Source organism: Mumia xiangluensis (assembly GCF_010994095.1).
GTDB classification, from domain to species: domain Bacteria; phylum Actinomycetota; class Actinomycetes; order Propionibacteriales; family Nocardioidaceae; genus Mumia; species Mumia xiangluensis.
The window spans coordinates 675,712-700,288 of the sequence record NZ_WJYO01000001.1 but is presented as its reverse complement, the minus strand read 5'-3'; the positions used below and the strand labels follow the sequence as shown (position 1 = coordinate 700,288).

Below are 24,577 nucleotides of genomic sequence, written 5' to 3'. Positions count from 1 at the left end.
GGAGGCTGAAGGTGGGCATCGCCAAGTCGACCGCCAAGCTCGTCGGACCGAGGGTCGCGTCCGCTGCGGGGCCCAAGGTGACGTCGGGATACGTCCGCGTCCTGCTCGAGCGCGCCATCGACGGCGCCGGGCCGTTCAAGCCCGTACGCGTCGCCGCCGACGCACGCCTCGCGCTCGCAGGCGGCCGCGTGGAGGACGCCATCGACGAGGTCGTACGCGTCCACGTCCGCTACGCCAGCGCGCAGGGCTTCCTCACCAACGTCGGCGGTGTCGCGACGATGGTCGTGACGGTGCCCGCGAACGTGACCGGCCTCGCCGTGCTGCAGTGCCACATGGTCGCGGCCATCGCGTACCTGCGCGGCTACGACCTGGACGACCCGCGGGTCCGCAACGCCGTGATGGCGTGCCTCCTCGGCAAGGACGAGGTCAAGAAGGCGATCAAGGACAAGCGCCTCCCGTCGACACCGATGGCGCTCGCGACCTCACCCGTCCACGACCCGCTGCTCGACGACCGGATCGCCCGCGAGGTCACGACCGCGCTGTTCGGCCGGGTGACCGGCAAGCAGAGTGCGTCGGTCCTGATCCGCAAGGTGCCCATCCTCGGCGGCAGCGTCGGCGCCGTCAGCGACGCCGTACACACCGCCAAGCTCGCGGGGTACGCCCGCAACGAGCTCCGCGACCGCCGGCTCGCCCTGCCCCGCTGAGGCGCGGGCCCGCACCGACGAGTTCGCGCCCCACCGGAAGGTTCCGGTGGGGCGCGAACGGTGCGTGGAGCCGACGCACGGTGTCAGCCGACGCAGTGCGTCAGAGGATCACTTCAGGTCGAAGCGGTCCGCCTCCATGACCTTGACCCACGCGGCGACGAAGTCGCTCACGAACTTCTCCTTCGCGTCGTCGCTCGCGTAGACCTCGGCGAGCGCACGCAGCTCGGAGTTCGAGCCGAAGACGAGGTCGGCGCGGCTGCCGGTCCAGCGCACCTCGCCCGACGCGTCACGGGACTGGAACGTCGTCGAGGTCTCGTCGGTCGCCGTCCACGTCGTGCCGAGCTCGAGCAGGTTGACGAAGAAGTCGTTCGTCAGCGAGCCCGGGTTGTCGGTGAGGACGCCGAGCGACGACCCGTCGTAGTTCGCGCCGAGCACACGGAGACCACCGACGAGCGCGGTCATCTCGGGCGCGCTCACGCCGAGCAGGTTCGCCCGGTCGACGAGCAGGAACTCGCCCGGGATGCGGTTTCCCTTGCCGAGGAAGTTGCGGAACCCGTCGGCCTTGGGCTCGAGGTACGAGAACGACTCGACGTCGGTCTCGTCCTGCGCGGCGTCGACGCGACCGCCGGTGAAGGGCACCTCGATCGCGTAGCCGGCAGCCTGCGCACCGAGCTCGACGCCGACACCGCCGGCCAGCACGATCACGTCGGCGAGCGAGACCTGCTTGCCACCGTCGAGACCGGCGTTGAAGTCCTGCTGGACGCCCTCGAGCGTCCGCAGCACCGTCGCGAGCTCGGCCGGGTTGTTGACCTCCCAGCCGCTCTGCGGCTCGAGGCGGATGCGGGAACCGTTGGCGCCGCCACGCTTGTCGCCCGAGCGGAACGTCGATGCCGACGCCCACGCGGTCGAGACCAGCTGCGACACGGTCAGGCCGGTCGCCTTGATCTGCTCCTTCAGTGCAGCGACATCCGCACCGTCGATCGCCTCGTACGTCGCCTCCGGCAGCGGGTCCTGCCACAGGAGCGTCTCGTTCGGGACCTCCGGGCCGAGGTAGCGGACGACCGGGCCCATGTCGCGGTGCGTCAGCTTGAACCAGGCCCGCGCGAACGCGTCCGCGAACGCCGCCTGGTCGTCCTTGAAGCGACGCGAGATCTCGTCGTAGATCGGGTCGAAGCGCAGCGCGAGGTCGCTGGTGAGCATCCGCGGCTCACGACGCTTCGACGGATCGTGTGCAAGCGGGACCATGTCCGAGCCTGCACCGCCCGTCGGACGCCACTGCTTCGCGCCGGCGGGCGACTCCATGAGCTCCCACTCGTACGCGTACAGGATGTGGAAGAACTCGTTGTCCCAGCGGACCGGGTGGTAGGTCCAGGTGACCTCGAGCCCGGAGCTGACGACGTCGTCGCCCTTGCCCGTGCCGTAGCCCTGCGCCCAGCCGAACCCCTGCGCCTCGAGCGGGGCAGCCTCCGGCTCCGGACCGACGAGGTCCGCCGAGCCGGCGCCGTGGGTCTTGCCGAAGGTGTGGCCACCGGCGATGAGCGCGACGGTCTCCTCGTCGTTCATCGCCATCCGGCCGAAGGTCTCGCGGATGTCGCGTGCCGACGCCAGCGGATCGGGGTTGCCCTCAGGACCCTCCGGGTTGACGTAGATGAGGCCCATCTGGACAGCCGCCAACGGGTCCTCGAGGTCACGCTCGCCGGTGTAGCGCTCGGCACCGCCGGCGTCTCCTCCGAGCCACTCGGTCTCCGGACCCCAGTAGACGTCCTCGTCGGGCTCCCACACGTCCTCACGGCCGCCGGCGAACCCGAAGGTCTCGAAGCCCATCTCCTCCAGTGCGACGTTGCCGGCGAGGATCATGAGGTCGGCCCACGACAGGCTCTGGCCGTACTTCTTCTTGACCGGCCACAGCAGACGGCGGGCCTTGTCGAGGTTGACGTTGTCCGGCCAGCTGTTGAGCGGGGCGAACCGCTGCTGTCCGGCACCGGCGCCGCCGCGGCCGTCGCTGACGCGGTACGTGCCGGCGCTGTGCCACGCCATGCGGATGATGAACGGGCCGTAGTTCCCGAAGTCTGCCGGCCACCAGTCCTGCGAGGTCGTCAGCACGCCGGCGATGTCCTGCTTCACGGCCGCGAGGTCGAGCGCGTTGAACGCCGCGGCGTAGTCGAAGTCCGCGCCGAGCGGGTTCACGACGGCGGGGTTCTTCGCGAGGATCTTCAGGTTGAGCTGGTTGGGCCACCAGCGACGGTTGCTGTTGCCGCCCTGGGTCGGCTGGGCGGACTGGCCGTGGACGACCGGGCACCCGCCTGTGGGCGGCTCCTCGTTGACGTCGGCAAGAACGGCGTCGTCGTGGTTCTCAGACATGATTTCCTTTCCAGCTGCTGCGATTTCAGGGATGGATCAAGAGCTCTGGCTGACGGAACACGCGGGGCAGGTGCCCCAGTAGATGACCTCGGCCTCGTCGATGACGAACCCGTGGTCGTCGGCGGCCGTGAGGCACGGGGCCTCACCGACGGCGCAGTCGACGTCGGCGATCGTCCCGCACGAGCGGCACACGAGATGGTGATGGTTGTCACCGGTGCGCGCCTCGTAGCGGGCGACGGACCCGGACGGCTTGATGCGGCGGACGAGTCCGTGCGCCGTCAGGGTGTGGAGCGAGTCGTACACGGCCTGGTGAGAGACCGTCGGCAGCTCGACGCGCACGGCCTCGAGGACCGTGTCGGTGTCGGCGTGCGGAAGCGCGTGGACGGCGGCCAGCACCGCGACCCGGGGACGGGTCACGCGCAGCTCCGACGCGCGGAGCAGCTGCTCGACATCGCTGGCGGTGGGCACACCGCCAGTCTGCCTTGTTTTCTTGAATGAGTCAAAAGAAGGCGTACGCGCCAACGGCGCTGGTCGCTGACCCTCGGGTGTGCTGCCATGGACGGACGTCAGAGATCGCAATGAAGTGAACGAACTGAGGGGGACACCATGAAGCGAGCCGCAACACGTATCGGTGCTGTCGCTGCAGGCACGATCCTTGCCGTGGGACTGGTGCCGGGGGCCGCGAACGCGGCGACCGGAGCCGTGAAGGATCCGCGCGGGGACGCGCCGAAGGCAGCCGACATCACCAAGCTGAAGCTCAAGAACGGTACGCACCGGGTGACGGGCACGATCACGCTCGCCCACCCGAGGAAGCTCAAGAAGCTCGCGTCGACCGATCTGATCCTGCGGACCAAGGACAGCGGCGCCTACCGCTACGTCGTGTCGATCGTGCGTGACGAGAACGGCGTGCTCACGAACCGCCAGCTGGGATGGGTGATCCCGGACGATCCGGCGACGTACGAGCCGCTGGTCTGCAACACCATCACGACGAAGTGGCTCTCGAAGAAGCGCTTCCGTATCTCGGTGCCGGTCTCGTGCCTGACGGAGACGCAGGGCACGAAGGTGAAGGGCAAGGCCGCGATCCTCGCGCGCGTCGGGCCGGGACACGACTCGTACGACGAGGTCACGCGCTACACGCGCTACCTCAAGCGGGGCTGACCGTACGACCTCGGCTCGCGTGAACGTGCAAGATCGGTGCCGAATGCCGGCACCGATCTTGCACGGTCTTGCATCAGGGTGCCGACACGTCGAGCGCGAGGATCTCCCCGTCCGCAGCGACGGTCAGGGTGCCGCCGGCGTACGTCCGCTCGGGCACCAGCGGCACGATGGCCTGCCACGTCGTCTCCGACACCCGCACGCTGCCGAGCGCGAACGTGCCGAGCATGACGTCGCAGCGAGGCTCGGCCGCGCTGTCCGGACGTAGCCACACGTCGTACTCGAACGCGCCGGACTCGTCGTCGACGCTCGACTGAGCACACGCTCTCCGCAAAGTCTCCGCGCCGTCGGACGAGAGCTCGAGCGTGTGCGCCGTCGACGCGGACCACATCCAGCTGGCCTCCGTCGTCACGGTGCTCGGGACTCGCGCCCAGCGCACCACCGGGTCTCGTGACTCCCGCAGCAGTCGTACGGTGTCGACGACCAGGGACCAGAACTCACGCCGGAACGCCTTCGACATTGCCCTGCGGAGCTTCGCCGGCGGCACCCCCCGGCGCCAGAAGTCTTCGAATGTCGCCAGCGCGTCGGCTTCTGCAGAGTCCGGCGTCATCGGGATGTTCCGCTCACGCACCGCCGTCCGCAGCAGCGCGACGTCGTCCGACCCCAGCTCGTCGCGACGCGCCCACGCATCGCGGTACGCCTCGACCATCGCTACGCTCAGCGACTCCTGCGGCTCGTCCATCCGCGCCTCCTTCACGCCCCGGTGGGCCGCAACCCAACCACACCGGCCGCCCTCGCCGCGACGAAACCGTCAGCCGAGCGTACGGCGCAGGTCGGCGACCGCCTCCTCGATCTCGGGGGCGAGAGTGTGGCCGTCGAGCGCGTCCAGGGTCGTGCGCGCAGCATCGGCATCGCCCGCGCGGAGCTGGACCTCGGCGAGGTAGGCCAGCGCCTGGACCTGGTCCTCGACCGGGCTCGCACCGGCGTCGCGTCGGACGGCGCCGGCCAGGATCTTCGCAGCCTGGGCCGGGTCGCCGTGCGAGTCGGCGAGCACGACGGCGTTCGCGTACGCCGTGGCGAGCGCACTCTCCGCTGCGGGATCGACCGGCGCGGGCTGCGCGTCCCGCATGAAGCGGACCCAGTTGCCGCCGGGATCGATCATGCTGAACCCGGACAGGTCACCGACGTTCTTGCGTCGGCGTGGGCGGGTGATCCGTGGGATGCCGGTCAGCGGAAGCTTGCCGAAACGCTCACGCAGACCTGCGGCGATCGCCTCGAACCACGGCTCGGTGTCGTCGACCAGCACCACGCAGGTGCCGTACGAGTCGGCAGGGTCGAACCCGTCCATCCCGAAGTAGTGCAGCTCGAGCCCGTCCCGCGCCACGACGACGTACGGGTTCGGCCGCGTCTGGCGGTACGTCGTGGCGAAGCCGAGCGTCTCGTAGAAGTCGGTGATGTCCTCGATCGAGGAGCAGGGCAGCAGCGGGATGGCACGAACGGACATCCGTACAGCGTACGGGAAGCCGACCATGCCGGCCTGTGGTTCGGTGGCGCCATGACGCTGCCTTCCTTCCGGGACACGACCGACTTCGACGACGTCGTGCGGGGCAAGATCGCCGACCTCGACCTATCGCACCGCGCTGTCGAACGGCGCGTTGATCCACGCCGAGCGAGGAGCGCGTGACGCCGACCCCGACCTGACAGTGACCCTCACCAAGCCGTTGCTGCTGCGGCTGCTGTTCACGCAGGCGAGCGACGGCGTCACCTTTGACGGCGACCGGGGCGTGCTTCCGACTCGCGTGATGGCCGTCGATCGGTGCCGGATACGAACACCGATCGGCGGCCGTCATGCTGCGCGGACCGTCGTCGCGACGGCACAGTCGGGAGACGGGCACCTGGTCGGCTTTCCCTCCCATCCCAGCAGCTGGAGGATCCGGGCGAGCTTCACTGCCGTACGACAAGGCCTGCGGTAGACCTGCCCCCATCCGAGACGGGCCGTCGGACGTCCTTCGCCGAGGACGTCGAGGTCCCGGTCCAGATCGACGTCTCGTTGTCTCGCCGTCTCGTGGTAGAGGCGACCATCGAGCTCGATGACGAGCAGCCCAAGGTCGACATCGCGGTATTCCGTCCCGCTGCTCCCGACCGACCTCAGCTGCCGACGTGGTGTCGGGAGCCCGTGCGGGCGTTCGACACGGCCCAGGTATGCGTGCTCCAGCACGGAGTGAGTGCCGGCGGCGATGTCGGCGAGGACCGCGCAGAGCCAGTGACGTCGTGCGACCCGTCTCCGGTCGCTCATCGCCGCGAGAAGGCGATCTGCGGTGGTCCGCCGAGACGCGCAGGCTCGAGCGAGCGTCGCGACCGTGTCGACGGCATCCGCACTGGCGATCGCCACGTCCAGCACGGCTTGCTCATAGCGCAGCCGCGGCGGCGCCGTGTTCCACAGCGACATCGCGTCGAGCTCCTAGCGGTACGACACGCGAATACCCGCCTGCTCGGCCACGTTCCGCCGACGATCGACCGCAACCTCGACGACGGCATCGGCGGTGGAGTCGAGGCGCTCCCGTTCCGCCGCACGCAGCGCCGACTTACCGCACAGCACCGCCGGCCACGCATACAACACCGCCGCCCAGGCGCGCTGCAGCCACGTCGGTGCGCCCGTGTGGTCCACGTAGACACCGGGGAAGAGCCGGGTCAGCTCGCGTCGCTTCAAGAGTCGCCGAACCTCGTGCGGGCGGAATCCGGCGCCCAGCAGCTGTCGACGTGCGACCACGCCGGACTGCTCGGTCAGGATCCGCCGCATCTCCTCCACCTGGCGCATCGGCCCAGGGTGCTGCATGCGGGACCTTCGAGCGTCGCGTCGTCCACAGCGCGCGACGGCCGTTGATCGGTGCCGGATACGAGCACCGATCCACGGCGATCAGCCGTCAGCCCGTCGTCAACGCCCGCACGACCGCGGACGGCGAGGGCCGCCCGAGCTGCTGCGCCATCCACACGCTCGTCTCTGCGAGCGCGGGCAGGTCCACTCCGTGCGCGACGCCCAGCCCGTCGAGCATCCACACCAGGTCCTCGGTGGCGAGATTGCCGGTCGCCGACTTCGCGTACGGACAGCCGCCGAGACCGCCGGCACTCGCGTCGAACGTCGTGACACCACGACGCAGGGCCGCGTACGCGTTGGCGAGCGCCTGCCCGTACGTGTCGTGGAAGTGCATCGCGAGCCGGTCCGTGCCGACGCCCGCCTCCGCGTACGCGTCGAGCAGCACCTCGACGTGGTGCGCGGTGCCGACGCCGATCGTGTCGCCGAGCGACAGCTCGTACGCGCCCATCTCGAGCAGCCGCTTGCCGGCGGTGACGACGCGATCGACCGCGACCTCGCCCTCCCACGGGTCGCCGAAGCACATCGAGAGGTACGCCCGGACCTGCACGCCCGCGTCGACCGCGCGCCGCACGACGGGCTCGAACATCGCGAACTGCGTCTCGTACGTGCTGTTGAGGTTCTTCGCCGCGAACGTCTCGGTCGCGCTGGCGAACACGGCCACGTGGGTCACGCCGGCCTCCAGCGCACGGTCGAGCCCGCGCTCGTTGGGGACGAGCACCGGGTACGGCGTCGCGCCCCGCAGGTCGAGACGTGACACGAGGTCGGCGGCATCGGCGAGCTGCGGGACCCACTTCGGGTGCACGAAGCTCGTCGCCTCCACGATCGGCAGGCCGGCCGCGGTGAGCCGTTGCACGAACTCCAGCTTGGTCTCGAGAGGGACGAGCGCCGACTCGTTCTGGAGGCCGTCACGCGCGCCGACCTCGTAGATCGTCACCCGCTCCGGCAGCGTCGGATCGCGGTGCACGGCGGGGAGGCTCACGAGTCGACCTCCGCACCGAGATCCTCCACGCGGAACAGGAGCGCACCGAGCGCGACCTGCTCGCCGGCGACGACGCCGACCCGTGCGACGGTGCCGGCGTACGGCGCCTTCAGCGCGATCTCCATCTTCATCGCCTCCACGACGCCGAGGACCTGCCCTTCGTCCACGGTCTCACCCTCGGCCACGGCGACGGAGAGCACGGTGCCGGGCATCGGCGACACGACATCGGCGTCGCCCACGCCCTCGTTCGCGCGGTCGCGCGCCGGGTCGGGATGGCGGAACGTCCAGGACTGGCCCTCGTACGCGACGGCGACCCCGCCGTGCGCGACCACGGACGGCCCGTCCTCAGGTCCCGGCACCTCGTACGACCCGGGTCCGAGCGCCAGCTCGACCGACGCGTCATCGGTGTCGACCAGGGACACGAGCACCGATGCCGGTGCAGCTCCTGAGCGCCACCCGTCCGCGGCGCCGAACGGGTCGTCGGCGGGGGAGACGTTCGTCCTCGCCCACGCCCGAGCGGCCGACCGCGCGGCCGGTGCAGGGACGGCGGGGCGGGTGGTGAGCTCCTCGGCCGCGGCCGAATCCAGCCACGCGGTGTGGATCGTCGCGTCTCGGAACGCGTCGGAGGCGACGAGGCGCCGCAGGAATCCTGCGTTCGTCGTGACCCCGAGGACCGCCGTACGGTCGAGGGCGTCGACCAGGGCAGCACGCGCAGCCTCGCGGTCCGGGCCGTGCGCGATCAGCTTGCCGAGCATCGGGTCGTACGCGGTGGTGATCTCCGCTCCGGACTCGAGTGCGGCGTCGACCCGCACGTGCTCGGGCCACACGACGGTGGTCGCGCGGCCGGCCTGGGGGAGGAAGCCCGCGTACGGGTCCTCGGCGTAGACGCGGGCCTCGATCGCGTGCCCCGAGGCGCCGATGTCGTCCTGCGCGATGCCGAGCGGGAGCCCCTGCGCGACCCGCAGCTGGAGCGCGACGAGGTCGAGCCCGGTGATCGCCTCGGTGACGGGGTGCTCGACCTGCAGGCGCGTGTTCATCTCGAGGAACGCGATCTCCGTGTCGTCGGGCCCGTGGACGAGGAACTCGACCGTCCCAGCATTGACGTAGCCCACCTCGCGGCACAGCGCGACCGCCGCCTCGGTCAGGCCGGCGCGCGTCGCGTCGGAGATCGTCGGCGCCGGAGCCTCCTCGAGGACCTTCTGGTGCCGGCGCTGCGCGGAGCAGTCCCGCTCGAACAGGTGCAGCACCGTGCCGTGCTCGTCGCCGATCACCTGCACCTCGACGTGACGGCCACGCTCGACGTACTCCTCGACGAGAAGCGTGTCGTCGCCGAACGCGGACGCAGCCTCACGACGTGCGGCAGCGACCGCGGCGTCGAGGTCAGCGGGGTCACGCACCACGCGCATGCCCTTGCCACCGCCACCGGCGGCGGCCTTGACGAGGACGGGGTACGCGACGTCGCCGTAACCGCCGGTCGGCACGTCGTAGCGGCGCGTCACCGGCACGCCAGCACGCTCGGCCACCTCGCGGGCGCGGTCCTTGCGGCCCATCAGGTCGATGACGTCGGCGCTCGGGCCGATCCAGACGAGCCCGGCGTCGACCACGGCACGCGCCGCGTCGGCCCGCTCGGACAGGAACCCGTATCCGGGGTGCACCGCCTGCGCACCGCTGCGGCGAGCGGCATCGAGGATCGCGTCCACGGACAGGTACGACTCGACGCGCTCGGAGTGGTCCGCGAGCCGGACGTGCGGCGCACTGGCGTCGAGGTCGGAGTGCACCGCGATCGCCCGTAGGCCCGCCGCCTGCACGGCTCGCACGATGCGTACGGCGATCTCGCCGCGGTTGGCGACGAGGACGGAGGTGAAGCGGGAGTCTCGACTCGCTGCGCTCGCTCGACCAGCGGAAGGGTTCGTCATCGCACTCACATCCGGAAGACGCCGTAGTGGGGTTCGGGGATGGCGGCGTTCGACGACGCCTGCAGCGCCATGCCGAGCACGCGCCGGGTGTCGGCAGGATCGATGATGCCGTCGTCCCACAGCCGCGCGGTGGAGTAGTAGGCGGAGCCCTGCTCCTCGTACTGCGCCCGGATCGGCGCCTTGAACGCCTCCTCGTCGTCGGCACTCCACTCCTCGCCCCGCGCCTCGATGCCGTCGCGGCGCACCGTCGCGAGCACCGACGCCGCCTGCTCGCCGCCCATCACCGAGATCTTGGCGTTCGGCCACATCCACAGGAACCGCGGGTCGTACGCCCGGCCGGACATGCCGTAGTTGCCGGCGCCGTACGAGCCGCCGATGACGACCGTGAACCGCGGTACGACCGACGACGCGACCGCGGTGACGAGCTTGGCGCCGTCCTTCGCGATGCCGCCGTTCTCGTACTCGCGGCCGACCATGAAGCCGGAGATGTTCTGGAGGAACACCAACGGCACCCCACGCTGGTTCGCGAGCTCGATGAAGTGAGCGCCCTTGAGGGACGACTCCGAGAACAGGATGCCGTTGTTGGCGACGATCGCGACCGGGTATCCCCAGATGCGGGCGAACGCGCACACCAGCGTCTCGCCGTACAGCGGCTTGAACTCGTGGAACGTCGAGCCGTCGACCACGCGCCGGATCACGTCACGCACGTCGTACGGGGTGCGCGGGTCGACGGGGACCACGTCGTACAGGCTGTCCGGCGACTCAAGGGGCTCGACGACGGCGCTGCGCTCGAGGCTCGACGGCGTCCTGCGCTCGAAGGTCGCGACGATGCTGCGCAGGATTGCGAGCGCGTGCGCGTCGTCGTCGGCGAGGTGGTCCACGACCCCGGACCTCCGCGCATGCACCTCGCCGCCACCGAGCTCCTCGGCGGTGACGACCTCACCCGTCGCGGCCTTCACCAGCGGCGGTCCGCCGAGGAAGATCGTGCCCTGGTCGCGCACGATGACGGTCTCGTCGCTCATCGCCGGGACGTACGCGCCGCCGGCCGTGCAGGAGCCCATCACCGCGGCGATCTGCGGGATGCCTCGCGCCGACATCTGCGCCTGGTTGAAGAAGATGCGCCCGAAGTGCTCGCGGTCGGGGAACACGTCGTCCTGCATCGGGAGGAACGCGCCGCCGGAGTCGACGAGGTAGAGGCACGGGAGGTTGTTCTCGGCCGCGATCGTCTGCGCGCGGAGGTGCTTCTTGACGGTGATGGGGTAGTACGTGCCGCCCTTCACGGTCGCGTCGTTCGCGACGATCACACACTCGCGCCCCGACACCCGGCCGATGCCGGCGACCGCTCCGGCGCTCGGGACGGCGTACGGGTCACCATCGGCGCCGTACATCCCGTACGCGGCCAGCGGCGCGATCTCGAGGAACGGCGAGCCGGGATCGAGCAGACGGTCGACGCGGTCGCGGACGAAGAGCTTGCCGCGCTTCTCGTGCTTCGCGCGTGCCCGCTCCGGGCCGCCGGTGCGCACGACGGAGAGGCGTTCGCGCAGCTCGGCGACGAGCTCGCGCATGCCGGTGGGGTGCATGGGGTCGATGTTAACGGTTGTTAACCAACGGCACCAACCGCGCCGATCCCGCCCCCCGCTGGTCGAGCACCCCGGTCGAGGCGCGAAGCGATCGAGACCCGCATCCCCACACCCCGCTGGTCGAGGCGCGAAGCGATCGAGACCCGCATCCCCACACCCCGCTGGTCGAGGCGCGAAGCGATCGAGACCCGCATCCCCACACCCCGCTGGTCGAGGCGCGAAGCGATCGAGACCCGGTCTCGATCCTCCGCTAGCGCTCCGTCCTCGACCAGCGGGCTGCCGGGGACTCGATCCTCCGCTAGCGAACGCCGCTGTCCACCACCAGCAGCGTCTTGCCGATCGCGGTCCGCTCCTCGAGCCCGCGGTGCGCGTCCACCGCCGCCTCGAGCGGGTAGCGCTGCCGGATCACCGGAGCCCACGCCCCCGCGCGCAGCATCTCCAGGGCCGCAACCGTCAGTGCTCGGATGTCGCCGTTCGACAGCTGGACACCTGAGATCCCGTCGACCTGCAGGCGTCGGCGACGGACGTCGTCCGGGTCCGGCACCCAGAACCCGCCCGCCGCCCCGTAACCGACCAGCCGCCCTCCGTCGGCGAGCACCGTGAACGCCTCCTGTCCTGGCGTCCCACCGGCACCGTCGAGCACCACCGTCGGCTGCTCGTCACCGAAGGCTGCGACGACCTTCTCCGTCCAACCAGGCAGCGTGTAGTCGACCGCCTCCGCGCCGAGCTCGCGGACCAGCGCGAGCTTGCGCTCTCCCCGAGCGGCCCCGACCACGGCGGCTCCTCGAGCGAGCGCCGCCTGGACCACGAGCGCCCCGCACCCACCCGTCGCCGCGTTGACGAGCACGCGGTCGCCCACCCCGACGCGCGTCACGTCGAGCAGCCGCAGCGCCGTCACCCCGTCTCGCGACAGAGCCGCTGCGTCCTCGACACCGACGTCGTCCGGGAGGTCGACGCTCAGCTCGTCCTTGACCGCAACACGCTCGGCGTACGCCCCCTGGGTCCCTGAGCGGCCCACGACCCGCGCGCCGATCCGCGAGGGGTCGACGCCAGCACCGACGGCGCTCACCGTGCCGGCGACCGCGCCGCCACCGACGTACGGGAGCGCCAGTCCCCACTCCGCTCCGCCCCCTCCGCGCAGCAGCGTGTCCAGGAAGATGACGTCGGCGACCGCGACGTCGACGATGAGCTCGCCGACATCGGGCACCGGGTCCGGAAGGTCGACGGTCACCATCACGTCGGGCGCCCCGTACTGCTGCACCTGCACTGCTCGCATCGCTACCTCGGTTCGTCGGGTCGTGGTCTCGATCGCTTCGCGCCTCGACCAGCGGAGGCCGGGGCATCGCGCCTCGACCAGCGGAGGCCGGGGCATCGCGCCTCGACCAGCGGAGGCCAGGCTTCGCGCCTCGACCAGCGTGAACCCAGTGTCGATGCTCAAGTCGACTTGAAGTCAAACCCCTTCTCAGTGCGCGTCGAACTGCACGGAGACCCAGTGGTCCGACGACGGCCACGCCGGCACCACGAGCGTGTGGGCGCGCGTCGAGTCGCGCGGCACCGACCGCAGCCGGATGCCGCTGAGCCGGCGCGGCGCCGGCAGGTACTGGTCGACCCCCGTGATGAACGGGACCGACGCGAACGCGGCGATGGGCTGGCCGAGGAGGCTGCGCCCGTCCGCGAGCTGGTCGCCGACCGCGATGCCGATCGCTCGCTTGGTCCGGGGTGCGATCCCGGTGAGGATCTCGTCGCCGTCGACGCTGAGGGTGTCGCTGCGGTCACCCTGATCGCTCCACCACTCCTTGTTGCGGCTGATCGTCAGGTTGGTGTGCCGCGGCGACGCCGTCATGTTGCTGCGGACGATGCCGCCCGGCTGATCCGTGAGGAGCCGCACGAACCGGTCGGAGCGCGTGAACGGTTCCGTGTAGAAGTGGTGGGTGATCTCGCCGCGGGTGAGCTCGAGCTCGTACCGGGCGTACGGCGCTGCTCGGAACGGTCCGAACGCGCCGTCCGTCACCGCGAACGTCGCCACGGGCCGGCCGACGCGTGCGCCGTTCAGCCGGTTGACGCGATAGACCTTCAACGTCCCGTCGACCACGGGCAGGTTGCTGACGAAGAAGTGGACGCGCCCGGAGACGAGCCGGCGACCGCGCTCGGGACGGACGTCGGTGGTCGCCGGGGCGCGGCCGGTGAAGAACCGGAACATCTCGCGGAAGCTCTTCTCCGAGGTGACCGCCTCGGTGTGCCCCTGCTCGCCGAGGTCGACGTTCGTGGCGCCGGAGATCTCCCGGGTCACACCGGGGTATCGCCACGGCTCGGCCCAGAGCGCCAACGTGTCGACGCCGCCGGGCGGTGCCGCTGCCGTCACGCCGTCGATGTTCACGTAGTGCGCGACGCGAGCAGCCCGCTGGGGCGAGCTGTTGAGGTACTGCTGCGAGACGTAGGTGCCGAGCGAGTGGCCCACGAGGTCGACCCGGTCCGAACCCGTACGGCGCAGCAGCGCCGCGACAGCGGCGTCGATCCGCTCGTGGACCTGGGCGAGCGTGTTGGTCTGGAACTGGGTGTCGTACTCGACCGCCTCGATGTCCTCGACCGCGTACCCGTTGCTTGCGAAACGCAGCGCCGGCGTCTGGAACTGGCTGGCCGACCCGGCGGACCCGTGCACGAACACGATGGGGCGGACGTCACGGTCGTGGCCGCGGGACCCACCCCCGAATCCGGCCGATGCCGGTGGTGCGAGGGCGGCGAGGAGGAGCAGGAGGACGACGATCGAACCGAGCGCACGCTTCACGGGTTCTCCCTGAGGCCGGAATGTGATCCACGACACTAAGCGCCCGCTCAGGCGCGGTCAACGGACCGGGCGTGAGACCGCGTCTCACGTGTCACCGCCTTTCGGGGTCGATCCGTGATCGTGCACGTTGGCTAGAGTCCGACCCGTGAGCAGCTCGCACCTGACCGTCGTCACCGGCGGCACCCGGGGGATCGGCGCCGCGATCGCCCGCCGGCTCGCACAGGCGGGCCACACCCTCGTCCTCGGGTACGCCCGCGACGACGACGCGGCGTACGCGCTGCGCGACGAGCTCACGTCCACGACCGACGTCACGGTCGTGCGTTCCGACGTGACCACCGACGACGGCGTCGAGGCGTTGTTCGCCGCGGCCGCAGAGCTGGGCACCCTGACCGGCCTGGTCAACAACGCCGGCGCCACGCTCCACCTCGGTCCGCTCGCGTCGACGCCGACCGAGACGATCCGCCGTGTCGTCGACCTCAACCTGACGGCCGCGCTGCTGTGCGCCCGGCGTGCGGTGATCGCCTTCGATCAGGCGGGCGTCGCAGGCACGGTCGTCAACATCTCGTCGGGTGCGGCGACGACCGGGTCACCGGGCGACTACGTCCACTACGCCGCGGCGAAGGCAGGCGTCGACGCGCTCACCCTCGGGCTCGCGAAGGAGGTTGCCGGACGAGGGATCCGGGTCGTCGGCATCGCGCCAGGGACGATCGAGACCCGCATCCACGCCGACGCCGGCGATCCCGCGCGCGCAGCACGGGTGGCGGAGCGCATCCCGATGGGGCGTGCCGGGCTCCCGGACGACATCGCGCCCGCGGTCGCGTGGATGCTGTCGGACGAGGCGTCGTACGTCACGGGGTCGACGCTGCGGATCGCCGGCGGGCTGTGAGCCGGCGGGTGTCGAGACCCGTCGCCTAGAGCCAGCCTCGACGCTTGGCGGCGACGCCCAGCTGGAGCCGGGTCTCGACCTCGGCCTTCTCCATCAGGTTGCTCATCCGGCGCTGCACCGTGCGCGCCGACAGGCCGAGCTGGTTGGCGACCTTGTGGTCGGTCAGGCCGGCGTTGAGCAGGCGGAGGATGCGCGCGTCCGTCTCGTCGAGCTCGCTCGTGCCACCCGCGGGCGCTGCACTCTCGAGCAGCGGGGCACCCGCGGCCCAGAGTCCCTCGAACAGCGCGATGAGGCTGTCGAGGAGCCCGCTGCGGTGCACGATCAGCGCACCCCCGCTGAGGTCGTCCGGCGCCGCCATCACCGGCACCATCGCGATCTCCGAGTCGACGACGAGCAGGCGCGACGGGAGCGACGCGGCGAGGCGGACCTCCAGACCCTGCCCGTCGCGGAACTCGCCGAAGGAGTTCGGGCGGTCGAGCACGCCGCGCTCGGAGAGGAGGCGGAACGTGACGCCGCGGTCCAGCGCTCGGCGCTCCTCCACGAAGTCGTAGCCCTCCGACGTCAGCTTGGTCGTACGGATCGTGAGGCGGGCCTCGCGTCGGGCGCCGCGGAGGAGCTGGTTGATCCGCTGCATCCCCGCCGCTCGTCCGGGCACCAGGTCGACGAGGTCGGAGGCCGTACGGTCGTCGGCCGCCTTGCGGTAGAGGTCGTTGAGCCGCTCCAGCTCGATCTCGGCCCGCCGGAGCCAGCGCTGCCGCTCGACGATGAGGGAGCCGATCGCGACCGTCGGCGGGGACGCGGTGAAGTGGGTGGGGTTCTCGTTCTCGTGGCGGCTGACGAGACCACGCTTCTCGAGCGACACCAGGAACGCAGCGACCTCTTCCGCATCCATGCCCACCGTGACGGCCAGCTGCTCTGCCGTGGCGCTCGCGACCTCGACGAGCGCGCGATACAGATCGAACTCATCGCGGGAGAAGCCCAGCACCTCGAGCACGTCTCACCTTCCTCGCCCTCTGTCTCGATGCGGATCGTCCCACGCGCACCACCGCCCCTGTCCTGGAATTGCTGGAATCGCGAGCCAAACGGCGCATGCATGGCGTATTAGTGACATGGCTGCATTCTGCCATTCCCACAGGGGTGAATTCATGGCAGATTTCTCTCTGTAACACCCCGAACCTCCTCCGCGCGGCCCCCGTGACGCGGAGGAGAAGCGTTCGTGAGCGGACCCGAGACCGCTCACGGACCCAGCGGCCGGCGGTTCTCCGCCGGCCGCTCTTTTTCTGTGTATCGAGAGCGCCGCCGACCCTCACCGTCGGCGGCGACCTAGCATTGCCGCGTGGCCACCATCCGTCAGGAGCAGATCCTCTCCACCGCTGCAGCGCTCTTCGCCGAGCGGGGGTTCCACGGTGTCTCAGTCCACGACATCGGCGCCGCGTGCGGGGTGTCGGGTCCTGCGCTCTACCGCCACTTCCCCGGCAAGGATGCGATCCTGTCCGAGATGCTGGTCGGGATCAGCCACACCCTGCGCACCGGCGGCCGCACGCGTGTCGACCAGGCCACCGACGCCAAGGAGGCGCTCGACGCGCTGGTCGCGTTCCACATCGACTTCGCGCTCACGAACCCTGCGCTGATCGTCGTGCAGGAGCGCGAGTGGACGAACCTCGACGAGTCGAGCCGCGAACAGGTCCGTGAGCTCCAGCTCGGCTACGTCGACACGTGGGTCGGGGCCCTGCGCAGCCTGCGGCCCGACCTCGACCAGCGGACCGCACGCGCCGCCGTACAGGCGACGTTCGGGCTCCTCAACTCCACCCCGCACAGCGCCCGGATCTCCGAGGACGCGATGGCGGAGCTGCTCACCCAGATGGCGCGGAGAGCCCTCCTCGGCTGAAGGCGCTGCTGGTCGTGGCACGATCGGGGCCATGACCGACGCACCTCTGCTCCGGACCATCGCCGGGACCAGCCCCGATCTCGATCCCACCTCGTACGTCGCTCCGACGGCCGTCCTCACCGGCGCCGTGACCCTCGGGCCGCAGGCGAGCGTCTGGTACGGCGCCGTCCTCCGCGCCGACAACGCACCGATCACGATCGGCGAGCGCAGCAACGTCCAGGACGGCTGCGTGTTCCACGTCGACACCGACAAGCCGGTCACGCTCGGCAGCGGAGTCTCGGTCGGACACCGCGCCGTGCTGCACGGATGCACCGTCGAGGACGACTCGCTGATCGGCATGGGCGCGGTCGTGCTCAACGGCGCGAAGATCGGCGCCGGCTCGATGGTCGCCGCGGGCACCGTCGTCCTCGAGAACGCCGACATCCCGCCGGGCTCGCTCGTCGCGGGGGTGCCGGGCAAGGTGCGCCGCGCCCTCACCGACGAGGAACGCGAGCGACTCACGGTGAACGCACGCAACTACCTCGCACTCACCGAGCTGCACCGCGACGCCGAGTGAGCCCCCAGCCGCTGGTTGAGCGAGCTTGCCGGGCAAGCTGCTCCGCGACGCCGAGTGAGCCCCCAGCCGCTGGTTGAGCGAGCTTGCGAGTCGAAACCGCGGCGGCTGTGTGGTTTCGACTCGCTTCGCTCGCTCAACCAGCGGAGGGTGCTCGCTCAACCAGCGGAGGGTGCTCGCTCAACCAGCGGAGGGTGCTCGCTCAACCAGCGGAGAGTGCTCGCTCAACCAGCGGAGGGTGCTCGCTCAACCAGCGGAGAGTGCTCGCTCAACCAGCGAGGTGTGCCGCTACTGGAGGAGCGTGCCGTTGGCCGCGAAGGCCGGCTTCAGGTTCCGCAGCTGCGTCTTGTTCACCTCCGCCGCAGGTCCGCCGTACACCGCGTTGTAGAGCAGGTTGAACGAGGAGCGCGGCAGCGTACGGAACGTGATCTCCGACCCGTACGTGACGACCTTGCCCTTGCCGATGTCGAACGACACGACGTTCGCCTTGCCCTTGATGTGGTCCTCACCCTTGAGGTAGCCGCTGGCGAGGACGTCCGACTCCGGGTAGGTCGAGACGACGTCGGCCTTGTTGCCGGTCGGCGTCCACGCCTGGGTGTTGTAGAGCCACACCGGCCACTCGTCCGGCATGCCCCACGCAACCATGTCGGAGCTGTCGAACTCGTGGTTGAGCAGGCTGCCGCCGGTGGCGAACACGTCCCGGTCGGTCGGCAGCGCCGGCTCGATCGGCAGGTCCATCAGCTCCTTGGCGGTCGCGACCGAGCTGCCGATCGCGAGCAGCGTGCCGCCCTGCTTGACGAACTGGCGCAGCTTCTTCCAGCCCTTCTCGCCGACGCCGTACGCCCACGCGAACTCCTCGTCGTACCGCTCCGGGTCGAGCCCGTCGACGATCCGCGACTTCGAGATGCCCTGCGGCAGCACGATCGTGTCGTAGACGTCGATCAGCTTGCCGCTCTGGAAGTCCTGCGCACCGACGACCTCGTAGTTGATGCCGTACTGGTCCATCAGCCACATGTCCCACCCGCCGGGCATGTTGTTCGCCCCGCGCAGCAGACCGACCCGCGTGCGCGGCTTGAGCTGGATGCCCTCGACCTTCGGTGCCGCCGCCGTCGCCGCAACCGGGACGCCGACCTTCTTCGTCGCGGTCGCGAGGACCGAGCGAGCCTGCGGCGTCGCGGGAACGACGTACGTGCCCGCCGGGTACGTCGTGCCGCCGTCGGCGAACTCCTTGCCCGCTCGGAACGTGGTGATGTTGGACTTCTGCAGGGCCGCGACGACCTGGATCGTGCCGTACGACTCGGGCCGTACGAGGTAGGCCCCCGCGGCACCGGGTGCTGCCGGCATGGTCACCGCCGGGACCTCGACGGACTCGACTCGCTCGAGCTGCGCGTCGAACGCCCCCTTGACCTCGTCGACCGCGACGCCCATCTGGATCGGCAGGCTCGTGGTCGCCTCCGCGTACGGGAGGTCGTCGGTCGGGTACGTGTCCTTGCCGAGCACCTGGTCGACCCAGTTGCCGCGCGGCTGCTTGGTCTTGATGACGTACGACCCTGCGGCGTACTGCTTGCCGCCTGCGGTGAACGGCGCGGTCGCACGATCGATCTCGACCTGCGTCCACTCCAGACGCTCCAGCATCTCGTACGTCGCGTACGGGTCACGCTGGTCGGCGTCGACGACGTACGCCTCCACGCCCGACTTCACGCCGTCCTCCATGTACTCCTGCGGCACCGAGAACAGGTTGTCGTACAGCAGCTTCTCGCCGTTCTGCGCGACGTACTCCATGCCCGCGTACGTGGCGGTGTTCGCGTACTCGACGATGTCCTTGAGAGTCCAGGTGTCCTTCTCGTACGGCTCGATCAGCGCCTGCGTGGGCACCTGCGGGCCGAGCGGCTGGCCGTTGGTCGACTTCTGCGGGTACGCCAGGTCGACCGCGGAGGCGAGCTCGGTGAGGAACGCGCCGGTGCCGGTGAACGGGAAGAACCCGACGGGCTGCTCGAGGGTCCAGAAGATGTGGTAGTCCTGCGTGCCCACACCGGACTTGCCCTCGGCCGCGAGCTGACGCATCGCGTGCTGGCCGATGGCCGAGCTCGACGCGTTCATGTTCGGCGGCACGTTGGCGCTGGTGACGCCCCCGTACGGCGGGACGAAGAGGCGCTCGCCGCCGTTGCCCTGCTGGTGCAGGATGTGCGTCATCACGGGGCGGTACTTCTTCTCCAGCTCGAGCCTGTACTGCGCCTCGATCTGGGTGAACATCGTCCAGTCGCGGTTGTCGTCGTGGCCTGTGTACTTGTGATACAGGTCCGGGTACGTCCGCGCGAGGTTCGTGCCCGCGGTCCGGTTGAAGTGGTCGACCACGAGGTGCTGGCCGTCGGGGTTCTGGGACGGGACGAGCATGATCACCGAGTTGTTGAGCACCTCTTCGGTGAAGGACGAGTCCTCCGTGGCGAGCCGGTGCACGATGTCGTTGATCGCCTGGCCGTTGCCGACCTCGGTCGAGTGGATCGTGGCCTCGAGGTGGTAGATCGGGACGCTCTCGCGCGCGAGCGCCTTCGCCTCCGCCTCGGAGGTGCTGCGGGGGTCGGAGAGCTTCTGGTTCATCTCCACGATCTCGTCGAGGCGCTCCAGGTTCTTCGGAGCACTGATGAAGACGGTGGCGTACTCGTTGCCCATCGTCGTCTCGCCGACCGTCTCGTAGTCGACGCGGTCGGAGCTCTTGGCGATGGACTTCATGTAGTCGAGGACGTCGGGGTACGCGGCGAGCTTCCCCTCCGCCCCCATCTCGAACCCGAAGAACTCTTCAGGGGTCTGGATGCCGGCTGCTGCTGCCGGCAAGGTGATCCTGTACGGCGCCTCCGCTGTGGCGGTGGACGCGACCAGGCTGGCCCCGAGCAAGGCGACCGACGCCGTCACGACGGCGGCGGGGAGCAATCGTCTGTGTCGCATGTGCTGCCCTTCCACGTGGACCCGCCGCGGGTGTGCAGCGAGGGTTGACTCACGTTAATGACCATTCACGGGTCGGGAGCGGTCGCGATTGTTCGGCATTGTGCGGACTTCCCAGTAGGACACGCGTCCGCATCCCGACAGCGGAGTGGCGGGAGGTCGCCAGCAGCGTTAAGAATTCACCATGGGAGGAAGGCAGCGTCGCCACAGCCGGTCGATGCCTGCCGCCGAGCTCGCCGCCGGCGTGGTCGAGCCGTCGGCACGCGGGGTCGCCGACCATGTCGCGCGGCTGATCCGGCAGGGTGACCTCACTGACGGTGACCGGCTGCCGACGGTCCGCGCGATGGCTGCCGCGTTGCACGTCGGGGCCACCACCGTCGCCACCGCGTGGACGCTGCTGCGTCACGAGCACCTCGTCCGCTCAGACGGGCGGAACGGCACCTTCGTCCGCGACCTGAGCATCCCCTCGTCCGAGACGGAGGACGAGGACAGGCTCCCCGTGAGGATCGACCTCGACGCGCCGGCGTACGACGTGGACCTCGTCCCCGACCCAGGCCCGTACCTCACGGCCGCCGCAGAACGACTCGCGTGGCACCGCTCGGAGACGAGCGAGGTCGACGAGGACCTCGCACGGGTCGCGTACGACTCGTGGCCGTTCGCGCCGGACGGGCTCGCCGTCGCGTGGGGATACGCCGATGCGCTCGCGCAGCTCGCCGCGCTGGTCGTGCACCCTGGCGACCGGGTCGCGGTCGAGTCGGCATGCTCCCCGGACACGAGCGCGGTCCTGGCGGCCGTCCGCGCGCAGGTCGTCCATGTCCCGTGCGACGAGGCGGGCATGATCCCCGAGGCACTCGAGGAGGCGCTCGCGTCACGGCCGGTGATGGTCGTGATCCAGCCACGGATGGCCGACCCGCTCGCCCACCACCTGACGGCGGGCCGGGCCCACGCGCTCGCTGGCGTGCTCGCCGAGCGCGCCGTCCTCGTCGTCGAGGAGGACGGCGCGGCGAGCCTCGCGAACCGGTCCGCGGCATCGGTCGGACGGTGGATCCCCGACCAGTCCGTGCTCGTCCGCGGCTACCAGCGCTCGCTCGGTCCCACGATCCGGATGGCACTCGTCGGCGGTTCGGCGGCCGTCACGGACCGGCTCCGTGCCCGCCAGGACATCACGGGTTCCTTCACTCCGCTGACGGCTCAGCGGAAGGTCGCCCTGATGCTCGGCGACCCCGCTGTCCAGGCGATGGTGGCGCAGGCGGCCTCACGGTACGAGCGGCGGTGGCACATGCTCGCCGGCGCCCTGCGACGCCGAGGTGTCACCGTCCCGGGCGTGAACGGGCTCGCGCTGTGGGTCCGGGTCCCCGACGCGCCGGCTGTCGCTCGGCGTCTCGCTCGCGCCGGCATCCGCGCCGGTCTGGGAACCGAGATCTCCGGGCCGGTCGAGGGGTCGCGCCACCTTCGTCTCGCGACGGCCGGGCTCCGCTTCGAGCACGACACCGTCGCGTGGCTCGTCGCCTCCGATCAGCGCTTGGCCTCCTGACGAGCCACCTGGCCGCGGCCGGTCAGCAGGTAGCCGACGAACCCGATCGCGAGCGCGGCGACGACACCGAGGTTCGCGAACGCCCACTCGCCGTCCTTGCCACCGAGACCGAGCGGTCCGAGCAGGTAGCCCTGCCACGACAGCCACTCCGCCCACGTGTTGGTCACCATCCCCCAGCCGACGACGACGGCGAGCACGAACCAGCTGACGGTCGGGACGTTCCACGCGCCGTAGCGCCCCCGCGGGTCGTACAGGTCGAGCGGGGCGTAGTCGCGACGACGGATCGCGAGGTCGGCGATGAAGATGCCCGCCCACGCCGCGATCGGCACGGCGAGCGTGATCAGGAAGCCCTGGAACGGCCCGAAGAAGTCGTCGGCGAACCACAGGAAGTAGATCGCTCCGATCACCATGATCACGCCGTCGATCCCGGCCGCGACCCACCGCGGCGTCTTCAGCCCGAGCGTCAGCAGCGCGAGCCCCGACGAGTAGATGTCGAGCACGGCTCCGCCGACGAGGCCCGCGAGCGCGACGAGGAAGAACGGGACGAGGTACCAGGTCGGCAGCAGCGTCACGAGCGTGCCGATCGGGTCGGCGTTGAGGGAGGCGAGCAGCGCCGGGTCCGACCCCGCGAGCAGCAGGCCGTACAGCACGAGGAACACCGGCGCGATCGCACCGCCCACGGTGGTCCACCAGACGACTCCGCCCGCCGACGCCGTACGGGGCAGGTAGCGCGAGTAGTCCGCGCCGGAGTTCACCCAGCTGATCCCGAAGCCCGCCGTCGCGAACACCGCCAGCCCGATGACCGCAGCCGCGCCACCCGACGGCACCGACGACACGACGTCCCAGTCGATGTGGTCGACGGTCAGCGCGACGTAGCCGACGGTGAGCACGGCGGTCGCGATCGTGATCCAGCGCTGGAGCCGCATGATCGTGTCGAAGCCGAGGATGCCTGCACCGATCACGACCGCCGCGGTCAGGACGAACCCGAGGATGCGCGCACCGTCACCGCCACCACCGCCGAGCTCCTCGATCACCGACGCGCTCGCGAGCGCCGCGAGGGCGACGAGGACCGTCTCCCACCCCACGAGCAGGACGTACGACACCGCTGCCGGCAGCGCGTTGCCGCGGACCCCGAACGCCGCTCGCGAGAGCACCATCGTGGGAGCCGAGCCGCGCTTGCCCGCGATCGAGACGATCCCGACCAGCAGGAACGACACGATCGTGCCGAGCAGGCCCGCGATCAGGGCCTGCCAGAAGGAGACGCCGAAGCCGAGGAAGTACGCGCCGTACGCCACGCCGAACACCGAGATGTTCGAGGCGCACCACGGCCAGAACAGCGAGCGTGGCGTGCCCTTGCGCTCGGACTCGTCGATGACGTTGATCCCGTTGGCCTCGATGGCACCCGCCGGCGCGGAGACCGGGCCGGCACCGGGCAGAGGCTCGCGGCGAGAGGGGGGTGGTTCCATCGGCATCAGGACTCCTGGGGCGTTGCGGTCACGGGCAGGGTAGCGGCCAGGACGCTGTGGATGGTGCTCCCGAGCCCGGCGGCGGCACGAGCTGCGGCAGCGACCACGGCGTCGGGATCGGTCTGCTCCGGCCGCTGTCCGTCAGCATCGAGCTCCGTGGTCGTGACGACGGAGATGCCGAGGACCTGCATGCCGGCGGCGCGCGCGGCGATGGCCTCGTGGACCGTGGACATCCCGACGACGTCGGCGCCGATCGCACGAAGCATCCGCAGCTCGGCGAGCGTCTGGTACTCGGGGCCGCGCAGCATCGCGTACGTCCCCTCGACCAGCACCGGGTCGAGCTCGCGCGCGACACGGCGCAGGCCCGGCGACCAGCAGTCGGTCAGGTCGACGAACTCCGGCCCGTCCAGCGGCGAGGTCGCGGTGAAGTTCAGGTGGTCGGCGACGAGCACACCGGTGCCCGACGGCCACTCGTCGTGGAGGCACCCGTTCGCGCTGGTGAGGACGCACACCCGAGCCCCGGACGCGGCAGCGGTGCGGACGCCGTGCGCGACCGCGTCCACTCCTCGCTCCTCGTACAGGTGCGTGCGCCCGCTCAGGATCAGCACGTGCACCACCTTGCCGCGATCGGTGCGCAACGGCACGGATGCCACGACACCGGCGTGCCCCGGCGCGGTGGGTGCGGCGAAGCCCGGCAGCTCGTCGGCCGGCGACACCCACGCGGGTTCGCCGATCGACCCGAGAGCGTCGGTCCAGCCGGACCCGAGCACGACGACGGCATCGTGGTCGGAGACACCGCTCGCTGCGGAGATCGCCGCCGCGGCGCTCTGGGCACGCTGGTCGTGCATGAACGCATCGTGGCACGAGTTTTGCCCCGCGTACATGGCCCTACGTGTTATGGGTACATCCCTGCACCGGACGTTCTTCTGCTGGCATCAGGCCGAGCGAAACAAAG

At 70.4% G+C, this 24,577-nt stretch carries 21 protein-coding genes and 1 pseudogene; 7 read left to right on the top strand and 15 right to left on the bottom strand.

Translation table 11 applies throughout. The features are described 5' to 3' along the window. Positions 1-11: 11 nt before the first annotated feature. Complete coding sequence (locus tag GH747_RS03180) at positions 12-704, top strand: EcsC family protein (protein ID WP_149768092.1); 693 nt, start codon at positions 12-14, stop codon at positions 702-704. 108 nt (positions 705-812) lie between these two features. Here the strand turns inward: GH747_RS03180 and katG are convergent, their stop codons facing one another. Continuing rightward, positions 813-3,065 carry a catalase/peroxidase HPI gene (gene katG / locus GH747_RS03175; protein WP_149768091.1) on the bottom strand — a complete coding sequence of 751 codons (2,253 nt, stop codon included), beginning with the start codon at positions 3,063-3,065 and terminating at the stop codon, positions 813-815. A gap of 36 nt (positions 3,066-3,101) precedes the next feature. Then, entirely contained in the window at positions 3,102-3,533 is a 432-nt protein-coding gene (locus GH747_RS03170; RefSeq protein WP_194842878.1) for a Fur family transcriptional regulator, read from the bottom strand. Between the two features lie 138 nt (positions 3,534-3,671). On the opposite strand from GH747_RS03170, the gene GH747_RS03165 reads away from it, so the two are divergent. Further along, entirely contained in the window at positions 3,672-4,223 is a 552-nt protein-coding gene (locus tag GH747_RS03165) for a hypothetical protein (protein WP_149768090.1), read from the top strand. 73 nt (positions 4,224-4,296) lie between these two features. Here GH747_RS03165 and GH747_RS03160 read toward each other — a convergent pair whose 3' ends face one another. Then, positions 4,297-4,962: a hypothetical protein gene (locus GH747_RS03160; protein WP_149768089.1), complete on the bottom strand. Its 666-nt coding sequence runs from the start codon at positions 4,960-4,962 to the stop codon at positions 4,297-4,299. A 69-nt stretch (positions 4,963-5,031) separates the two neighbouring features. Then, positions 5,032-5,724 carry a tetratricopeptide repeat protein gene (locus GH747_RS03155; protein ID WP_163695272.1) on the bottom strand — a complete coding sequence of 231 codons (693 nt, stop codon included), beginning with the start codon at positions 5,722-5,724 and terminating at the stop codon, positions 5,032-5,034. A 130-nt stretch (positions 5,725-5,854) separates the two neighbouring features. Between GH747_RS03155 and GH747_RS22480 the strand changes: the two are divergent. Beyond that, positions 5,855-6,016 (top strand): annotated as a pseudogene (locus GH747_RS22480) (alkyl sulfatase C-terminal domain-containing protein); the annotation flags it as partial. A 50-nt stretch (positions 6,017-6,066) separates the two neighbouring features. Here GH747_RS22480 and GH747_RS22155 read toward each other — a convergent pair. The 7 genes from GH747_RS22155 to GH747_RS03120 form a co-directional block, all read right to left on the bottom strand. Next, entirely contained in the window at positions 6,067-6,669 is a 603-nt protein-coding gene (locus GH747_RS22155; RefSeq protein ID WP_228552750.1) for a hypothetical protein, read from the bottom strand. A gap of 12 nt (positions 6,670-6,681) precedes the next feature. Further along, the gene (locus GH747_RS21960) at positions 6,682-7,038 is read right to left on the bottom strand and encodes a type IV toxin-antitoxin system AbiEi family antitoxin domain-containing protein (RefSeq protein WP_205602734.1); all 357 of its coding nucleotides are present in this window, start codon (positions 7,036-7,038) and stop codon (positions 6,682-6,684) included. A 106-nt stretch (positions 7,039-7,144) separates the two neighbouring features. Next, positions 7,145-8,074, bottom strand: a complete 930-nt coding sequence (locus GH747_RS03140) for a hydroxymethylglutaryl-CoA lyase (RefSeq protein ID WP_149768087.1) — start codon at positions 8,072-8,074, stop codon at positions 7,145-7,147. Next, the gene (locus tag GH747_RS03135) at positions 8,071-9,990 is read right to left on the bottom strand and encodes an acetyl/propionyl/methylcrotonyl-CoA carboxylase subunit alpha (protein WP_149768086.1); all 1,920 of its coding nucleotides are present in this window, start codon (positions 9,988-9,990) and stop codon (positions 8,071-8,073) included. Before GH747_RS03135 ends, GH747_RS03140 begins: the two co-directional genes overlap by 4 nt. A gap of 5 nt (positions 9,991-9,995) precedes the next feature. Then, complete coding sequence (locus tag GH747_RS03130; protein ID WP_149768085.1) at positions 9,996-11,570, bottom strand: carboxyl transferase domain-containing protein; 1,575 nt, start codon at positions 11,568-11,570, stop codon at positions 9,996-9,998. Positions 11,571-11,868: 298 nt separating this feature from the next. Then, positions 11,869-12,846, bottom strand: coding sequence for a zinc-binding dehydrogenase (locus GH747_RS03125; RefSeq protein WP_149768084.1), 978 nt, complete (start codon positions 12,844-12,846; stop codon positions 11,869-11,871). Positions 12,847-13,032: 186 nt separating this feature from the next. Then, a complete protein-coding gene (locus GH747_RS03120) occupies positions 13,033-14,355 on the bottom strand; it encodes an alpha/beta fold hydrolase (protein WP_163695268.1) in 1,323 nt (440 codons plus the stop codon). Between the two features lie 145 nt (positions 14,356-14,500). On the opposite strand from GH747_RS03120, the gene GH747_RS03115 reads away from it, so the two are divergent. Beyond that, positions 14,501-15,241, top strand: coding sequence for an SDR family NAD(P)-dependent oxidoreductase (locus GH747_RS03115; protein WP_205602733.1), 741 nt, complete (start codon positions 14,501-14,503; stop codon positions 15,239-15,241). Positions 15,242-15,266: 25 nt separating this feature from the next. On the opposite strand, the gene GH747_RS03110 is transcribed toward GH747_RS03115, so the two are convergent. Beyond that, a complete protein-coding gene (locus GH747_RS03110; RefSeq protein ID WP_149768081.1) occupies positions 15,267-16,235 on the bottom strand; it encodes a helix-turn-helix transcriptional regulator in 969 nt (322 codons plus the stop codon). A gap of 342 nt (positions 16,236-16,577) precedes the next feature. Here GH747_RS03110 and GH747_RS03105 point away from each other — a divergent pair, with 342 nt between their 5' ends. After that, positions 16,578-17,129 carry an SACE_7040 family transcriptional regulator gene (locus GH747_RS03105; RefSeq protein ID WP_149768080.1) on the top strand — a complete coding sequence of 184 codons (552 nt, stop codon included), beginning with the start codon at positions 16,578-16,580 and terminating at the stop codon, positions 17,127-17,129. Between the two features lie 31 nt (positions 17,130-17,160). Then, positions 17,161-17,685: a gamma carbonic anhydrase family protein gene (locus GH747_RS03100; protein ID WP_149768079.1), complete on the top strand. Its 525-nt coding sequence runs from the start codon at positions 17,161-17,163 to the stop codon at positions 17,683-17,685. Between the two features lie 285 nt (positions 17,686-17,970). Here GH747_RS03100 and GH747_RS03095 read toward each other — a convergent pair whose 3' ends face one another. After that, a complete protein-coding gene (locus GH747_RS03095) occupies positions 17,971-20,625 on the bottom strand; it encodes a M14 family zinc carboxypeptidase (RefSeq protein WP_149768078.1) in 2,655 nt (884 codons plus the stop codon). Positions 20,626-20,806: 181 nt separating this feature from the next. On the opposite strand from GH747_RS03095, the gene GH747_RS03090 reads away from it, so the two are divergent. Continuing rightward, entirely contained in the window at positions 20,807-22,156 is a 1,350-nt protein-coding gene (locus GH747_RS03090) for an aminotransferase class I/II-fold pyridoxal phosphate-dependent enzyme (protein WP_149768077.1), read from the top strand. Here GH747_RS03090 and GH747_RS03085 read toward each other — a convergent pair. Both GH747_RS03085 and GH747_RS03080 read right to left on the bottom strand, forming a co-directional pair. Beyond that, a complete protein-coding gene (locus tag GH747_RS03085) occupies positions 22,138-23,628 on the bottom strand; it encodes a purine-cytosine permease family protein (protein WP_228552749.1) in 1,491 nt (496 codons plus the stop codon). The two genes, GH747_RS03090 and GH747_RS03085, sit on opposite strands and share 19 nt — an antisense overlap. Next, positions 23,628-24,470: a purine-nucleoside phosphorylase gene (locus tag GH747_RS03080; RefSeq protein ID WP_149768076.1), complete on the bottom strand. Its 843-nt coding sequence runs from the start codon at positions 24,468-24,470 to the stop codon at positions 23,628-23,630. The genes GH747_RS03085 and GH747_RS03080 overlap by 1 nt, the downstream gene beginning before the upstream one ends. Positions 24,471-24,577 lie beyond the last annotated feature (107 nt).

What these genes read in the sequence shown, in the direction of transcription:
- GH747_RS03095 (WP_149768078.1), bottom strand. Translation starts at nt 20,625, where the DNA reads ATGCGACACAGACGATTGCTCCCCGCCGCCGTCGTGACGGCGTCGGTC.
- GH747_RS03100 (WP_149768079.1), top strand. Translation starts at nt 17,161, where the DNA reads ATGACCGACGCACCTCTGCTCCGGACCATCGCCGGGACCAGCCCCGAT.
- katG (WP_149768091.1), bottom strand. Translation starts at nt 3,065, where the DNA reads ATGTCTGAGAACCACGACGACGCCGTTCTTGCCGACGTCAACGAGGAG.
- GH747_RS03135 (WP_149768086.1), bottom strand. Translation starts at nt 9,990, where the DNA reads ATGACGAACCCTTCCGCTGGTCGAGCGAGCGCAGCGAGTCGAGACTCC.
- GH747_RS03165 (WP_149768090.1), top strand. Translation starts at nt 3,672, where the DNA reads ATGAAGCGAGCCGCAACACGTATCGGTGCTGTCGCTGCAGGCACGATC.
- GH747_RS03085 (WP_228552749.1), bottom strand. Translation starts at nt 23,628, where the DNA reads ATGCCGATGGAACCACCCCCCTCTCGCCGCGAGCCTCTGCCCGGTGCC.
- GH747_RS22155 (WP_228552750.1), bottom strand. Translation starts at nt 6,669, where the DNA reads ATGTCGCTGTGGAACACGGCGCCGCCGCGGCTGCGCTATGAGCAAGCC.
- GH747_RS03090 (WP_149768077.1), top strand. Translation starts at nt 20,807, where the DNA reads ATGGGAGGAAGGCAGCGTCGCCACAGCCGGTCGATGCCTGCCGCCGAG.
- GH747_RS03080 (WP_149768076.1), bottom strand. Translation starts at nt 24,470, where the DNA reads ATGCACGACCAGCGTGCCCAGAGCGCCGCGGCGGCGATCTCCGCAGCG.
- GH747_RS03160 (WP_149768089.1), bottom strand. Translation starts at nt 4,962, where the DNA reads ATGGACGAGCCGCAGGAGTCGCTGAGCGTAGCGATGGTCGAGGCGTAC.
- GH747_RS03125 (WP_149768084.1), bottom strand. Translation starts at nt 12,846, where the DNA reads ATGCGAGCAGTGCAGGTGCAGCAGTACGGGGCGCCCGACGTGATGGTG.
- GH747_RS21960 (WP_205602734.1), bottom strand. Translation starts at nt 7,038, where the DNA reads ATGCGCCAGGTGGAGGAGATGCGGCGGATCCTGACCGAGCAGTCCGGC.
- GH747_RS03130 (WP_149768085.1), bottom strand. Translation starts at nt 11,570, where the DNA reads ATGCACCCCACCGGCATGCGCGAGCTCGTCGCCGAGCTGCGCGAACGC.
- GH747_RS03155 (WP_163695272.1), bottom strand. Translation starts at nt 5,724, where the DNA reads ATGTCCGTTCGTGCCATCCCGCTGCTGCCCTGCTCCTCGATCGAGGAC.